Raw genomic sequence first — 14,752 nt, 5'->3', positions numbered from 1 at the left:
GTGACCGATGACCATTTCGCAGACTCAGCCTCGATGGATCGAGGCTCAGCCTGAATCCACCGATGTGCCGCGTAGCGAGCGGCACCAGACGGGTGCATCGGCAAGGCGCCGGTGTGAGGGCGGTCTGGTTGACCGTCGAGCGACGGCAACGCCGCCGATGTGCCCGTCTGGGGCCGCGCAGTAGCGGCACATCGGTGGATTGAGGCTTAGCACGGCTGGAAGCTGCGCGGGAGGGCAGACCTGCGCGAGATCAGCTGTGCACCGGGCGTCGTGATCACCAGTCCGCGGCGAGGGACTCCGCGGACTCCGGGATGACCGAACCGTTCAGACGGCTCGTTTCTTCAACTTGCGCCGCTCACGCTCGCTCAGTCCACCCCAAATGCCGAACCGCTCGTCATTGGACAGCGCGTAGTCCAAGCATTCGGAACGGACATCGCACGAGAGGCAGACCTTCTTCGCCTCCCGGGTCGATCCACCCTTTTCGGGGAAGAACGCCTCGGGGTCGGTCTGTGCGCACAAGGCCCGCTCCTGCCAGCCCAGTGCACCCTCGTCGTCGAATTCCGGATCGTATCCGAACTCCTCCATCATGTGCCCTCCTCGACCCTGGTCCGCCGCCGTCCGCCCAGGGACGCTGCTCGCGGCGCAGCGCCGAGACGAACGACACATGTGAAATTACATGCCTGTCAATACCCATAAGTCAAGTGCGGAGGTGGTAGAGACGGTCCGATATCACATCTGGGGGCCACCGAGCCACCCGCGATCTGAGCACCGATCCAGGCCATCATCGGCCCTGTCGGCTAACCTTGCCGGTTCTGATTCTCGGGGTACGGATCGCCGCTGCGGGGACCGTCCGGACGGTTGTGCGGCCCGACCGGCGCGCGGTCCGGCGACGGCTCCAGCCGCCGCGGGCCGGGCTGGTCCACCGGCTGCCATTGATCCGATTCACCGGAGGTCGGTGGCCGTGATTGTGGTTGCGGGCCCCAATGAGCCTTATATCGGCCCGCCGAATTCGAATGCGGTTGACCGAATTGATCCGCCTGTGATCGAAAACTCGGACGATCCGAGGAAACACCCGGTCGAATATTCGGCGCAGGGCCCGAGGGAAATTGTCCGGCAAACGGAGGCTGCGGCACGTGGGGCTGTTGCGGCGGGCGCATCGTCGGCGACCCGGCGCGGATCCGGGTCAGCACCACCACGGCCAGTCCGGGGACCAGCAACTCCAGCAGCACGGTGACCATCGCGAACACGTTGCCGCTCCCGAACATCCCGACGACGGCCAGCACCAGCGCCAGCCCGCCGTGCGCGCCGAACAGCACGATCCCGGCCAGCGCGATCCCGCGAGCGTGCGGCGTCGGCGGCCCCCAGAGCGCGCAGCCGACGACCACGATCGCCGCCAGCAGCACCAGCGTCCGGGACAGCTGCTGAGCGGCGATGTACCCGGGACCGCTGGGTCCGGCCATCACCGTGTAGTAACCGACCGCCACCAACGCGAGAACGATCTGCAGGCCGACCGCGGCCAGCAGCAGGTAGGCCGCGGGCTCGCGGAATCGCATCAATCGCTCCAGCACACGCCTGCCCTCCTTCGGGTAGGTGGCCTGCTCGGGTTCTGCGGTGACCTTACTGTGTCCGGCCGCTGGGGCCGGTCCGCTGCCTCCGGAGCCGGCAAACCTCGGGGTCCGCGACCTCCGGGGTCGGCGACGGTGCCACACTGTTGCGGTGCAGATCGCGATACTGGCCGGTGGCGTCGGTGGTTCGAGATTCGTCCGGGGCGTCCGGCACGGTTATCCCGACGCCGAGCTGACCGTTGTGGTGAACACCGCCGACGACATCATGTTGCACGGACTGCACATCTCCCCCGACCTGGACACGATGATGTACAGCCTCGGCGGCGGCATCGACGCCGAACGCGGTTGGGGGCGATCGGAGGAGACCTGGCGCACCTCGGCCGAGCTCGCGGCCTACGGGGTGGAACCGTCCTGGTTCGGTCTCGGCGATCTCGACCTGGCGACCCACCTGGTCCGCACCCAGATGCTGGACGCGGGCTACCCGCTGTCCGCGGTCACCCAGGCGCTGTGCACCCGCTGGCTGCACGACAGTGATCACCTCCGGCTGCTGCCGATGACCGACGATCGGGTCGAGACCCACATCGTGATCGACGACCCCGCAACGTCAGCGGAGTCGGGCGGTCCGCCGAGCGATGCGGCCGAGCGGCGACAACGGGCGGTGCACTTCCAGGAGTACTGGGTGAAGCTGCATGCCGAACCGGAGGCCCGCCAGGTGCTGCTGGTCGGGATCGACACGGCGCGTCCGGCACCGGGCGTGATCGAGGCGATCAACGCCGCCGACCTGGTGCTGATCGCGCCGAGCAACCCGGTGGTGTCGATCGGGCCGGTGCTGGCAGTGCCCGGGATCGGCGCAGCCGTCCGCGGCACCCGGGCCCCGGTGATCGGCTTCTCCGGAATCATCGGCGGCGCGCCGGTGCTGGGGATGGCGCACCGGTTGTTGCCGGCGATCGGCGTGCAGACCGACGCCGAGTCGGTCGGCAGGCACTACGGGTCGCGCCGCGACGGCGGCGTGCTGGACGCCTGGATCGTGGACAACGCCGACGCCGCCGCAGTGCCCCGGCTGACCGAGGCCGGACTAGCGGCCGGCAGCACCGATCTGATCATGAGCGAACCGGCCGCCACCGCTGAGTTCATCCAGCACGGCGTCAAGCTGGCCTGCGAATGATCACGATCTTCGCCCCGGAGTCGATCGGCGAGATCCGCCCCGGTGATGATCTTGCTGCGATCATCGTCGACGCACTGACCGCCGATCATCAACAGCTGCTGGACGGCGACATCCTGGTCGTCACGTCCAAGATCGTCAGCAAGGCCGAGGATCGGTACGCCGACGCCGACGACCGGCAGGCGGTGATCGACTCCGAGACCGTACGGACCGTCGCCCGCCGCCAGTCGATGGGCATCGTGGAGACCCATCACGGGCTGACTCAGGCCGGCGCGGGCGTGGACAACTCCAACGTCGATGCCGGCCGGATCCTCTTGCTGCCCGTCGATTCCGACGCCAGCGCCGAACGGCTGCGGACCGCGATCGGTGATCATTTCGGCGTCCGGATCGGGGTGGTGATCTCCGACACCGCGGGCCGGGTCTGGCGGCTCGGACAGACCGATCACGCGATCGGCTCCGCCGGCGTCCGCGTGCTGGACGGCTATGCCGGACGCACCGACTCCTACGGCAACCAGCTGCACGTGACCAGCATCGCGGTCGTCGACGAACTGGCCGCCGCGGCCGACCTGATCAAGTCCAAGCTGACCGGCCGGCCGGTCGCGGTCGTCCGCGGCGTCGCCGATCAGGTGATCGACCCGACGTCCGCCGACGGCGCAGAATCACGACCCGCGCGAGCTCGCGATCTGCTGCGGACCGGGGAGGAGGACCTGTTCTGGCGCGGCGCACGGGAGTCCGTGATCGGCGCCCTGCTGGCCGCCACCGGCCACCCGGAACGGTACGAGGACGTGGTCCGGCTCTGGGACCGGGACGCGCTCTACGCCGCGATCACCGCGAACACCGACCTGACCGAACCCGAGCAAGCGCTGATCGCGAAGATGATCACCGCAGCCCAACCGCTCTGGCCGACCCCCTGAAACCTCCAGAGAGCGTCAGGCGTAGGAGGTGCCGAGTCGGCCGGTGACCTCGTTGACCAGTTCCTTGATCCGTTCGGCTTCGGAGATCGGGCAGACCAGCGTGATCTCCGGGGTCTGCACGATCACTGTTCCGGACAGCCCGACGACGGCGACCACCCGGCCGTCCTCGTCGCTGTTGATCACTACGTTGTCGGAGCTGTCGACGAGCACGCTCTGCCCGGTGGTCGCGTTGCCGTCGGCATCCCGTGGCAGCTGCAGACCGAGCGCCTCGAAGCCGCCGACGTCGTGCCAGGTGATCGGCAGCCGGACCGCCAGCACCTGGGCGGTGGCCTCGCCGCGTGACACCGGCTCCATCACCGCGTAGTCGACGCTGATCTTGGGCAGTTGCGGGTACAGCTCGTCGACCCGGGACCGGTCCGCGGTCAGCGCGCTCAGCAGCTGGTACGCCTCCGGCCGCAGCTGCCGGAGTTGATCAAGGAAGGTGGCGCAGCGCCAGACGAACATGCCCGAGTTCCACCAGTACTGACCGGAGGCCAGGTACTTCTCGGCGGTCGCCCGGTCCGGCTTCTCGGTGAAGCTGGCGACCCGGCAGACGTCGCTGTGGCCGGCGATCGCCGACCCGCGTTCGAGGTAGCCGAAGCCGGTGTGCGGGCTGGTCGGTACGACACCGAAGGTGACCAACGCGTCGGCATGGGACTCCGCGACACCGAAGGCGGTCTCCAGGGCCGCCCGCAGTGTCGAGACCGGATTCATGATCTGGTCGGACGTGACCGAGGCCATCACCGCATCGGGATCGCGGGCAGCCAGCACGGCTGCCGGGTAGGCGACGGCGTTCAGGGTGTCCCGACCTACCGGTTCGCCCAGGATGTTCTCCTCGGAGATCTCGGGGATCTCGGCATGCATGGCGTCCCGGAAGTCCGACCTGGTGCAGACCAGGATCCGATCGTCGGGCACCAGGCCCCGGATCCGCTCGTACGCGATCCGCAGCAGCGTCTTGCCGTCCACCAGGTTGAGCAGCTGCTTCGGCGTCCCCTGCCGGGACAACGGCCACAGCCGGGTGCCGGAGCCGCCGGCGACAATCACCACATAACGCATGCCGGCAAGCGTAGAGGCCTTCCGGGCGACGCGGGCCGTCTGACACCATCACGTGGGTGAACCGACTCTTCAACCAACGGCTGGCCGACCGCCAGCGCTCTGCCGGCGCCCGGCCGTTGATCACCTACTACGACGAACGCAGCCACGTCCGGACCGAACTGTCAGCGAGTTCGTTCGGCAACTGGGTGGACAAGACCGCCGGGCTGCTCACCGACGAGATCCTGATCGAACCAGGGCAACCCGTCCGGCTCGATCTGGCCCGGACCGCTCCCGGGCACTGGGTCAGCTCGGTCTGGGCTGCCGCGATCTGGCGGGTCGGCTGTCCGATCACCGTGACCGGTGAGGCCGCCGTCGATGTGGTCGGTCCGGAGTTGGCCGAACAGCCGTCGACCGACGGCGAACGCGTCGCCTGCAGTCTGCATCCGCTCGGCCTCGGCTTCGGCACCACCCTGCCGGCCGGAACCACCGACTACGGCACCGAGGTGCGCGCCCAGCCGGACAGCTTCGGCGGACCGTGGCCCGCGGCCGAGGACCGGGCCTGGGACGATCAGGGCACCGGACGCACCCAGGCCGACCTGCTGCTCGCCGTCGACGGGTCGGCCACCGAACAGCGACGGTTGATCATCCCGTCCCCCGGGAACGATCCCTGGACGACTCTGGTCGACACCTTGCTGACGCCGGTACTGACCGGCGGCTCGGTGGTGGTCGTCGTCGGCGCCGACCCCGACCGACGCGATCAGATCGCGGCAACCGAGCAGGTCGACAGCTGATCCCCGATTCGGACCGTCAGCCCGGCCCGTCGGGATGCTCGGCGTCATAGGCCCGGGCGAGCTTCTGCGGCACACACATCCGCCACGCGTCGAGCACGAATTCGCGGGCCTCCGTCGGCTCCAGCCGGACCAGTCGGGAGCCGACCCAGTTGAACCGCATCTCGGATGCGGCAGGCAGCAGGAAGGTGTCCGGGTCACCGTCGACGAGCGCATCCCGCTCGGTCTTCGGAAACGCGAACCCCATGATCGTCTCGTCGGCGGAGAAGGCGACATAGACGATGCTGCCGATCCGGAATTTCCGCCGGCCACGGACGAACACCTCGTAGGAGCGTTCCAGCCCGATTGCCAGCGGGCGGACATCCGCGACGGTCGCCATGAGCAGCATGATGACACGATCACGCCGACGTTCGATTGGTCGATGGGTGGAGTTCGCCCTGGCCCGAAACCTGACGATCGACGCCCGGTCGGTAACGTTGTCGGGGCTGGCACTGGCAGCCGTTTCCCGACACCGACACGTCCCCCGCACCGCAGGATCCGCCACCGCCGCTTCGGGTCTGCGGGCAGTCCTGACCGGAAGGAGCAGCATCATCGACCAGGAATGGCAGCGCATCCGCCGGCTGCAGAAGTATCTGATCAATCCACCGTTCACGGTGTTGGCCCACCTGGGCGTCCCCGGCTACCACGCGATCATCGAGACGACCGGACGGCGTACCGGCCGCCGGCGCCGGACGGTTGTCGGCGTCCACCGGGAGGGTGACACGGTATGGATCGTGGCCGAGCACGGCCGGCGGGCCGGCTATGTCTGCAACATCGGTGCCGACCCGCGGGTGCGGCTCCGGCTCGGCCGGCGCTGGCTCACCGGCCGAGCCGAACTGCTGCCCGAGGACGACGCGCAGGCACGGTTGGACGGATTCGGCCTGCCCGGGCATGCGCAGGCCGTCCGCCGCTTCGCCACCGCACCGCTGACCCTCCGGGTACAGCTGGACGGTGACCGCTGATCATCAGTCGTTCTGTGGGAAGCCCAGATTGATCCCGCCGTGGCTGGGGTCGAGCCAACGACTGGTGATCACCTTGCCGCGGGTGAAGAAGTGCACACCTTCGGTGCCGTGAGCGTGGGTGTCCCCGAACAGCGAGGATTTCCAACCACCGAAGGAGTAGTAGGACATCGGCACCGGGATCGGCACGTTGATGCCGATCATGCCCACCTGCACCTCGTTGGAGAACCGACGCGCGGCGCCGCCGTCGTTGGTGAAGATCGCGGTGCCGTTGCCGTACGGGTTGGCGTTGATCAACTCGATCGCCTGCTGATAGCTGTCGACCCGGATCACCGACAACACCGGCCCGAAGATCTCCGCGGTGTAGATCGACATCTCGGTGCCGACGTGATCGAACAGCGTCGGCCCGACGAAGAAGCCGCCGGACCCGTCGGCGTCGGGCGACACGGTCCGGCCGTCGACCACCAGGGTCGCACCGGCCTGCTCACCTTCGGCGATGAAACCGGTGACCCGTTCCTTGGCCTGCGCGGTGACCAGCGGGCCCATGTCGGAGCCGCGGCGACCGTCGCCGGTCTTCAGCGCCTCGGTCCGGGTCTTGATCTTGTCGACCAATTCGTCGGCGATGTCGCCGACCGCGACCACGGCGGAGATCGCCATGCAGCGCTCCCCCGCCGATCCGTAGCCGGCGTTCACCGCCTGGTCGGCGGCAAGATCGAGATCGGCATCCGGCAGCACCACCATGTGGTTCTTCGCACCACCCAGCGCCTGCACCCGCTTGCCGTTGGCGGTCGCCGTCTCGTAGACGTACTGGGCGATCGGGGTCGACCCGACGAACGAGATCGACGCCACCCGCTGGTCGGTGAGCAGGGCGTCCACCGCCGTCTTGTCGCCGTTCAGCACGTTGAAGACGCCGTCCGGCAGCCCGGCCTGCTGCCACAGCTCGGCCATCCAGAGCGCCGCACTGGGATCCTTCTCGCTCGGCTTCAGCACGACCGTGTTGCCGGCGGCGATCGCGACCGGGGTGAACCAGAGCGGGACCATGATCGGGAAGTTGAACGGCGAGATGATGCCGACCACACCGAGCGGCTGCCGGACCGAGTGCACGTCGACCCCGGTCGAGGCCTGTTCGGTGAAGCCACCCTTCAGCAGATGCGGCATCCCGCAGGCGAACTCGACGACCTCGAGGCCACGGGTGACCTCGCCGGTCGCGTCGGAGAGCACCTTGCCGTGTTCGGCGGTGATCAACTGCGCGACCTCGTCCTTGCGCTCGTTCAGCAGCTCCCGGAAGCGGAACATGATCTGGGTCCGCTTGGTCAGCGAGGTGTCCCGCCAGCCGGGGAAGGCCTCGGCGGCGGCCGTGATCACCTGATCCGCGTCGGCGGTGGAGGCGAACGGCACCTGAACGGTCACCGCGCCGGTCGCCGGATCGGTGACATCACCGAACTTTCCGCTGGTGCCCGTGAACTCCTTGCCACCTGCCCAATGGTGCAGCGTGCTTGCCATGATCTCTACCTCTCCTGAACTGTGGATGACGGTCGCGGGCCGAGATCGACTGCGACCACGCCGCCGGTGCGGACGGCCTCGACACCGGCCTCACAGACGGCGACCGCGGCGTAGCCGTCCCAGGCATCCGGACCGTCGATGGTGCCGCGCCGGGCCGCGTCGACCCAGCGCTGGAGCTCGATCGTGTACGCGTTCTCGAAGCGCTCGATGAAACCCTCCGGCACCACACCGCCCCAGCGACCGCCGCCGGTGCTGACGGTCTTGGTGATGCCGTGTTGATCAAGGCCGAACAGGGTGCTGCCGGTCTCGCCGACCACCTCGGTCCGGACCTCGTAGCCGATCCCGGTCCGGACGAAGATCTCCACCGTCACCAGCCGACCCGACTCGGTGCTGAAGATCACGATCATCGGATCGGAGACGCCCTCGGGAGCCGCCGCGGTCGCCGTCGGCCGGTGCACCTGGACCGAGGCGATCTCCTCGTCCAACAGATACCGGGCGACGTCGACCTCGTGGACGACGGAGTCCCGGATCATCATCCCGGAGTCGAAATGATCACCGTTGTTCTTGTTCCGGTGGATGCAGTGCAGCAGCAACGGCCGACCGATGGCGCCGGAGTCGATCAACTCCTTGGCTGCAACGTATTCGGGGTCGAAGCGACGCATGAAGCCGAGCTGGATCAGCTTCCGGCCGCTGCGCGCTTCGGCCTCGACCACGGCGCGGGCGGTCGCGACGTCGATGGTCAGCGGTTTCTCACACAGCACCGGGACGCCCCGTTCGAGACAGGCCAGGACCTGCTTCTCGTGCGCAGGTCCGGGGCTGGCGATCACCACCGCGTCGACGTCGTCGGCGGCGATGGCGGCGAACGGATCCGCTGCGACCCGGGCCCCGACGGTGTCGGCGATCGCGGCCGCCCGGTCGGCGTCGAAGTCGTTGATCACCGTGACCCGCGCACCGTGGATCCGGCTGCTCAGCAGCTCGGTGTGGAAGCCACCCATCTTGCCGACGCCGAGGACGGCGATCCGCAGCGGTTCAGTTGTGGTCGTCACGATTGCGGTCCTTCGACCGGCTCAGGACCCTTGATGCAGCTCCGGAGATAGGTGAAGGTGCGTTCGGCGATCGGCAACGGCACCTCGGGCGCGCAGGGATACAGGTCCTGCTCGACGATGCCGTAGATCGGCCGGTCGAATCCGCCGACGGCGTCCAGGATCGGCTCCAGCGCCGGCTCGCCGGCCGGCGGCTCGATCATCACGCCGAGTTTGACCGCTTCGGGGAAGGACAGGTCCTCGGCCAGCACCTTGTCCCGGATCGCCGGATCGACCTGCTTGAGGTGCAGGTAGCCGATCCGTTCGGGGTAACGGGTGATCAGGTCGAGGTTGTCGCCGCCGTAGTAGGAGACGTGTCCGGTGTCCAGGCAGAGGTTCACGTATGCCGGGTCGGTGGCGTCCAGGAAGCGTTCGATGTCGGACTGGTAGCCGACGTGGCTGTCGGCGTGGCTGTGGAACTGGACCTTCAGGCCGTACTCGTCGAGGATGCGTCGACCGAGTTCGTTCATCCCGTCGGTCATCCGCTTCCACTGCTCGGTGGTCAGCTCCCGCGGCTCCTTCGGCTCACCGGTCTTGTGATCACGCCAGACGTCGGGGATGACGACGATGTGTTCGCCGCCGACCGCCTGGGTCAGCGCACCGACGGCACCGACCTGACCCCAGACGTCGTCCCAGGAATCCTCCTGATGCAGGTGTTCGAAGACCGTACCGGCCGACACCTTCAACCCGTGCGCGTCGAGTTTGTCCTGCAGCACCTGGGGTTCGGTCGGCAGGTAGCCGACCGGTCCGAGCTCGATCCAGGTGTAGCCCGCCGCCGCCACCTCGTCGAGGAAGCGGTCCGGGCCGACCTGCGCCGGATCGTCGGCGAACCAGACACCCCAGGAGTCCGGGGCGGAGCCGATAGTGATCACTACTGTCCCTTCGGGTTGATCGGATCGAGATGGATCCGCTGATCGGGTTTGTGTTCGGAGTAGGTCTTACGGGCCTGCCGGGTCGAGTCCAGCGTCGACACCTCGCTGACCGGGACATCCCACCAGGAACGGGAATCGGGCGCGTCGATGAACGGATCGGTCTCGACGTGGATCACGACGCTGTGCTCGGCGGCCTTGGCAGCGCCGATCGCGGCGACGAACTCCTCGGTGGTCCTGGTCTTGATCACCTCGGCGCCGAGGCTGGCGGCATTGGCGGCCAGATCGACGGGCAGGAAGTCTCCGTCCAATTGCCCGGAGCCGGTCCGCCGTCGGTAGCGGGTGCCGAACCGTTGCGAGCCGAGCGACTCGCTGAGCGCGCCGATCGAGGCGAACCCGTGGTTCTGCACCAGCACGCAGATGATCTTGACGCCCTCCTGGACCGCGGTGACCAGTTCGCTGGCCAGCATCAGGTACGAGCCGTCGCCGACCATCACGAACACGTCCCTGCTCTCATCGGCGAGTCGGATCCCAAGTCCGCCGGCGATCTCGTAGCCCATGCAGGAGTAGCCGTATTCGACGTGGTAGCCGCCCTTGTCCCGGGTCCGCCACAGCTTGTGCAGGTCGCCGGGCATCGATCCGGCGGCGCAGACCACGACATCACGCGGACCGGAATGGGTGTTGACCATCCCGATCACCTCGTTCTGGCTGAGTCGGCCGCCTTCGCCGGTGACCGGGGTCGCCGGATGGCAGACCTCGTCGACGATGGCGTCCCATTCGGCCTTCAGGTCGGCGATCTCGGCTGTGTAGTCGGCTGCCACCCGGTGGCCCTTCAGCAGCGCGGCCAACGCCAGCAGGGAATCCCGGGCGTCGCCGAGCACCGGCAGCCCGGCCTGCTTGATCGAGTCCAGGCCGGCGACGTTGAGATTGACGAACCGGACGTCGGGATGGCCGAAGGCCGTCCGGCTGGCGGTGGTGAAGTCGGAGTAGCGGGTGCCGATGCCGATCACCAGATCGGCGTTGCGGGCGATGGCGTTGGATGCGGTGCTGCCGGTGGAGCCGATCGCACCGAGGCACTGCGGATGATCATCGACGAGATCGCCCTTGCCGGCCTGGGTCAGCCCGACCGGGATGCCGGTCTGCTCGGCGAAGGCCTGCAGTGCCTCCTCGGCCTGGCTGTAGTGCACGCCGCCGCCGGCGACGATCAACGGACGGTCGGCGGCCTTGATCAACTCGGCTGCCTGGGCCAGCAGGCCCGGTTCGGCCTGCGGCCTGGCCAGATGCCAGACCCGCTTGGCGAACAGTGCTTCCGGCCAGTCATAGGCCTGAGCCTGGACGTCCTGGGGGAAGCACACCGTCACCGCGCCGGTCTCGGCGACATCGGTCAGCACCCGCATCGCCTGCAGCAGGGCCGACGGCAACTGTTCCGGCCGCTGCACCCGGTCGAAGTAGCGCGACACCGGCCGGAACGCGTCGTTGACCGAGATGTCGCCGGCCTCCGGGCGCTCCAGCTCCTGCAGCAGCGGTGCGGCCGCCCGGTCGGCGAAGCCGTCGGCCGGCAGCAACAGCACCGGGATCCGATTCACGGTGGCCAACGCGGCACCGGTCACCATGTTGGTCGCGCCCGGTCCGATGCTGGTGGTGACGGCGTAGGTCTGGGTGCGATTCCTGGCCCGGGCGAACGCGACGGCGGTGTGCACCGCACCCTGTTCGTTGCGGGACAGGATGTACGGCATCGCGTCAGGATCGTCGGCTGTCGGATGCTCCACCTCGGTCTGCAACAGCGCCTGGCCCAACCCGGCGACATTGCCGTGACCGAAGATGCCGAGCGTGCCGGGAAACAGCCGCTGCTCGACGCCGTCGCGTTCGGTGTACTGGGCGGCCAGGAATCGAATGGTCGCTTGGGCAACCGTCAGCCGCACATGCTGGTCGGACATCGGTGTCGCTCTCCTCTGGTCGGTCATGCGGAAGTCGCTCCCGGTCGGTCGACACGCTGGGTGAGTCTGGGGTCGATCTGCTGGTCGGCCCAGGTCGCCCGGACGAAGGCGTGATCGGGATGGTCGGAGATCAGCCAGGCCCGTTCGTCGGCCGGGCCGGCCATCACGTTCAGGTAGTACATCTCGAAGCCCGGCGCGGCGACGCAGGGGCCGTGCCAGCCGTACGGGACGAGCACGACGTCGCGGTCCCGGACCTCCTGCAGTACGTCGATCGGACGATCGTCGGAAGCGGTGGTCCGCATGTAGCCGAAGCCCGGTTCGCCGCCCGGTCCGGCGTCGATCTCGAAGTAGTAGATCTCCTCCAGTTCGGACTCCTGCGGACCGGCCTGATCGTGCTTGTGCGCCGGATAGGAGGACCAGTTGCCGTCCGGAGTGATCACCTCGCAGGCGATCAGTTTGCCGGTCTCGAAGACGCCGACGGTGCCGAAATTACGGACCATCCGGCTGGACTGTCCGGCGCCCCGCAACTCCACCGGTACGTCGGTCGCCGCACCGTAACGGAACGGCAGCCGGACGTCGGTCCGCGCCCCGCAGAGCGCGAAGCGGCCACCCCGCTCGGAGACCACCTCGGCGGTCGAATCGACAGGCAGGTAGCCGAAGTCGCTGGGCCCGGCGAAGACCGATTCCCGACCGGCGAGCTGGAAGGTCTCGGCACCGGAGGTCACCGAGGCCGAACCGGCCAGCGGAATCAGGATCATCTCCTCCGCACCGGTCCGCAGCTCCCGGCGGCCGCCCGGGTCGAGGGCGAAGGTGCGCAGGCTGGAGAACCCCCAGCCGGCCGATTCCGGAGTGATCTCCACGTCGTAGCTCATGCCGGAATCCCCTTCTGTGCAACGGATGTCAGCTGATGCACCATCGACGCCGCGGTGTCCACCGCGGCGGTCACATCGTCGTCCCGCGGATACAGCAGGCTGCGTCCGACGACCAGGCCGCGGATCGACGGCAGCGCCAGTGCGTCCCGCCATTGGGCGTAGGTCTGCTCGGCATCCCCGACCGGGTCGCCGCCCAGCAGCAGGGTCGGCAGTGTGGTTGCCGCGGCCACCTCGGCCATCCGGTCGACCACCGGCAGTTTGAGCCAGGTGTAGGCACTGGAGGCGCCGAGCCCCTGGGCGATCGCGACCGATCGGATCACTGCCTCCGGGGTCAGATCGTTGGTCAACTTCTGATCCGTGCGCCGGGTCAGGAACGGTTCGAGGACCGCGATCCGACGGCTGCGGTTGAGCTCGGTCACGGCCTCGGCGCAGGACTGCAGGGTGGACACCGTACCGGGGTCGTCGAGCACGATCCGGAGCAGCATCTTGCCGCCGTCCAGGCCGGCCTCCAGCACTCCGCGGACGTCGTAGCCGGTCATCCGGTCGTCGGCTTCGAAGCTGGCACCGGCCAGTCCACCCCGGTTCATCGAGCCGAAGATGATCTTGTCATCCAGGGCGCCGAGCAGCAGCAGGTCCTCGATGATGTCGGACGTGGCCAGTAGGCCGTCGACTCCGGGCCGGGACAGCGCGGTGACCAGCCGGTCCAGCAGGTCACCGCGATCGGCCATCGCGGTCGGACGCCCGAGAGCCGACAGCGATCCGCGCGCCGGATGGTCACAGGCGATGATCATCAGCCGGCCGTCGGCCGGCAGGCCGGGGCTGGTCCGCGCGGCCAGCAGGCGGCCGATCCTGCCGGGGTCGGAGATCCGCAGCTCGGTCAGCGCGGTGGTGTCGATCATGATCGACTCTGTACGGGAGTCTGCACTGCCGGGTCGTTGCGGCCCTCGTTCGGGTTGCCACCACCGAGCAGGGTGTCGATCTCGGTCGCGGTCGGCATCGCGGTCGAGCATTCCAGCCGGGAGGCGACGATCGCGCCGGCGGCGTTGGCCCGTTCGAGGACCTTGGCCAGCGGCCAGCCGGCCAGCAGTCCGTGGGCCAGCGAGCCACCGAAGCCGTCGCCGGCCCCGAGTCCGTTGACCGGTTTGATCATGATCGGCGGCGACACCACCCGTTCGGTCCGGGTCTTGGCCAGCACGCCCTTCGGTCCCTGTTTGACGATCGCCAACTCGACCCCGGCGTCCAGCAGCGCGTCCGCGGCCTTCTCCGGGTCGGTCTCGCCGACCGCGACCTCACACTCCTCCCGGTTGCCGACGGCCACCGTGACCTGCGGCAGCACCGCGGCGATCTGCTCCCGGGCCGCCTCGGGCGTGTCCCAGAACATCGGGCGATAGTCCAGATCGATCACCGTGAAGCTCTTGCGGGCCCGGGCCTGGAGTACCGCGAAGTGCGATGCCCGGCTGGGCTCCTCGCTGAGTCCGGTGACCGACATCCACATCAGATTGGTGGCCCGGACGGCGTCGAAGTCGATGTCGTCGGGTCGGACCTGCAGGTCGGGGGCGGTCGGCTTGCGGTAGAACCACAGCGGAAAGTCGTCGGGCGGGAAGATCTCACAGAAGGTGACCGGCGTCGCGTACTCGTGGTTGGTGACGATGTGTCGGTCGCTGACCCCGAGTCGACCGAACTCGCGCCGTACGTAGCGCCCGAACGGGTCGTCGCCGACTCCGGTGATGATCGCTGACCGGCTACCCAGCCGAGCAGCAGCCACCGCGACGTTGGCTGTGGTGCCACCGAGATACTTCCCGAACGAGGTGACGTCCTCCAGTCCGACACCGATCTGGTCGGGGTAGATGTCCACCCCCGCGCGGCCGAAGGTGAGCACGTCCAGCGGCGGCTGCGATTCCATGACCGACAGCCAATCAGCCCACCGGAGGGTTGGTCAAGCTTTGTCCAGACAAATAGTCAAAGCGCCTCGGCGACGTTAGGGTGAC

Annotated in this window: 15 protein-coding genes; 4 read left to right on the top strand and 11 right to left on the bottom strand. The window is 68.3% G+C overall.

Annotated features, from left to right (window positions below; genetic code table 11):
- Positions 1-324: 324 nt before the first annotated feature.
- Together BLU38_RS20305 and BLU38_RS20300 are read right to left on the bottom strand one after the other, a co-directional pair.
- The gene (locus BLU38_RS20305; protein WP_456238086.1) at positions 325-585 is read right to left on the bottom strand and encodes a WhiB family transcriptional regulator; all 261 of its coding nucleotides are present in this window, start codon (positions 583-585) and stop codon (positions 325-327) included.
- Positions 586-797: 212 nt separating this feature from the next.
- On the bottom strand, positions 798-1,568 hold the full coding sequence (locus tag BLU38_RS20300; RefSeq protein WP_091527249.1) for a hypothetical protein: 771 nt from the start codon (positions 1,566-1,568) through the stop codon (positions 798-800).
- A gap of 148 nt (positions 1,569-1,716) precedes the next feature.
- Here BLU38_RS20300 and cofD point away from each other — a divergent pair, with 148 nt between their 5' ends.
- Both cofD and cofE read left to right on the top strand, forming a co-directional pair.
- A complete protein-coding gene (cofD, locus tag BLU38_RS20295) occupies positions 1,717-2,730 on the top strand; it encodes a 2-phospho-L-lactate transferase (RefSeq protein WP_091527248.1) in 1,014 nt (337 codons plus the stop codon).
- Positions 2,727-3,641 carry a coenzyme F420-0:L-glutamate ligase gene (gene cofE / locus BLU38_RS20290; RefSeq protein WP_091527247.1) on the top strand — a complete coding sequence of 305 codons (915 nt, stop codon included), beginning with the start codon at positions 2,727-2,729 and terminating at the stop codon, positions 3,639-3,641. The genes cofD and cofE overlap by 4 nt, the downstream gene beginning before the upstream one ends.
- Positions 3,642-3,656: 15 nt before the next feature.
- On the opposite strand, the gene BLU38_RS20285 is transcribed toward cofE, so the two are convergent.
- The gene (locus tag BLU38_RS20285; protein WP_091527246.1) at positions 3,657-4,736 is read right to left on the bottom strand and encodes a mannose-1-phosphate guanylyltransferase; all 1,080 of its coding nucleotides are present in this window, start codon (positions 4,734-4,736) and stop codon (positions 3,657-3,659) included.
- Positions 4,737-4,792: 56 nt separating this feature from the next.
- Here BLU38_RS20285 and BLU38_RS20280 point away from each other — a divergent pair, with 56 nt between their 5' ends.
- Positions 4,793-5,506: a TIGR03089 family protein gene (locus BLU38_RS20280; protein WP_157683587.1), complete on the top strand. Its 714-nt coding sequence runs from the start codon at positions 4,793-4,795 to the stop codon at positions 5,504-5,506.
- A gap of 16 nt (positions 5,507-5,522) precedes the next feature.
- Here BLU38_RS20280 and BLU38_RS20275 read toward each other — a convergent pair whose 3' ends face one another.
- Complete coding sequence (locus BLU38_RS20275; protein ID WP_091532836.1) at positions 5,523-5,882, bottom strand: MmcQ/YjbR family DNA-binding protein; 360 nt, start codon at positions 5,880-5,882, stop codon at positions 5,523-5,525.
- Between the two features lie 7 nt (positions 5,883-5,889).
- Between BLU38_RS20275 and BLU38_RS20270 the strand changes: the two genes are divergently transcribed.
- Positions 5,890-6,504: a nitroreductase/quinone reductase family protein gene (locus BLU38_RS20270; RefSeq protein ID WP_197679791.1), complete on the top strand. Its 615-nt coding sequence runs from the start codon at positions 5,890-5,892 to the stop codon at positions 6,502-6,504.
- 3 nt (positions 6,505-6,507) lie between these two features.
- Here BLU38_RS20270 and BLU38_RS20265 read toward each other — a convergent pair whose 3' ends face one another.
- Genes BLU38_RS20265 through iolC form a run of 7 tightly spaced genes read right to left on the bottom strand, consistent with a single transcriptional unit; the run spans position 6,508 to position 14,667 of the window.
- Positions 6,508-8,004 carry a CoA-acylating methylmalonate-semialdehyde dehydrogenase gene (locus BLU38_RS20265; protein ID WP_091527244.1) on the bottom strand — a complete coding sequence of 499 codons (1,497 nt, stop codon included), beginning with the start codon at positions 8,002-8,004 and terminating at the stop codon, positions 6,508-6,510.
- A 5-nt stretch (positions 8,005-8,009) separates the two neighbouring features.
- Positions 8,010-9,050, bottom strand: a complete 1,041-nt coding sequence (locus BLU38_RS20260; RefSeq protein ID WP_231919951.1) for a Gfo/Idh/MocA family protein — start codon at positions 9,048-9,050, stop codon at positions 8,010-8,012.
- Entirely contained in the window at positions 9,047-9,958 is a 912-nt protein-coding gene (locus BLU38_RS20255; RefSeq protein ID WP_091527243.1) for a sugar phosphate isomerase/epimerase family protein, read from the bottom strand. The genes BLU38_RS20260 and BLU38_RS20255 overlap by 4 nt, the downstream gene beginning before the upstream one ends.
- Complete coding sequence (gene iolD, locus BLU38_RS20250) at positions 9,958-11,892, bottom strand: 3D-(3,5/4)-trihydroxycyclohexane-1,2-dione acylhydrolase (decyclizing) (RefSeq protein ID WP_197679790.1); 1,935 nt, start codon at positions 11,890-11,892, stop codon at positions 9,958-9,960. The genes BLU38_RS20255 and iolD overlap by 1 nt, the downstream gene beginning before the upstream one ends.
- A gap of 23 nt (positions 11,893-11,915) precedes the next feature.
- A complete protein-coding gene (iolB, locus tag BLU38_RS20245) occupies positions 11,916-12,764 on the bottom strand; it encodes a 5-deoxy-glucuronate isomerase (protein WP_091527241.1) in 849 nt (282 codons plus the stop codon).
- The gene (locus tag BLU38_RS20240) at positions 12,761-13,663 is read right to left on the bottom strand and encodes a class I fructose-bisphosphate aldolase (protein WP_091527240.1); all 903 of its coding nucleotides are present in this window, start codon (positions 13,661-13,663) and stop codon (positions 12,761-12,763) included. The genes iolB and BLU38_RS20240 overlap by 4 nt, the downstream gene beginning before the upstream one ends.
- On the bottom strand, positions 13,660-14,667 hold the full coding sequence (iolC, locus tag BLU38_RS20235; RefSeq protein ID WP_091527239.1) for a 5-dehydro-2-deoxygluconokinase: 1,008 nt from the start codon (positions 14,665-14,667) through the stop codon (positions 13,660-13,662). The genes BLU38_RS20240 and iolC overlap by 4 nt, the downstream gene beginning before the upstream one ends.
- Between the last annotated feature and the right edge of the window lie 85 nt (positions 14,668-14,752).

Source organism: Microlunatus soli (genome assembly GCF_900105385.1).
GTDB classification, from domain to species: domain Bacteria; phylum Actinomycetota; class Actinomycetes; order Propionibacteriales; family Propionibacteriaceae; genus Microlunatus; species Microlunatus soli.
This window is presented reverse-complemented; position numbering and strand designations above follow the sequence as displayed.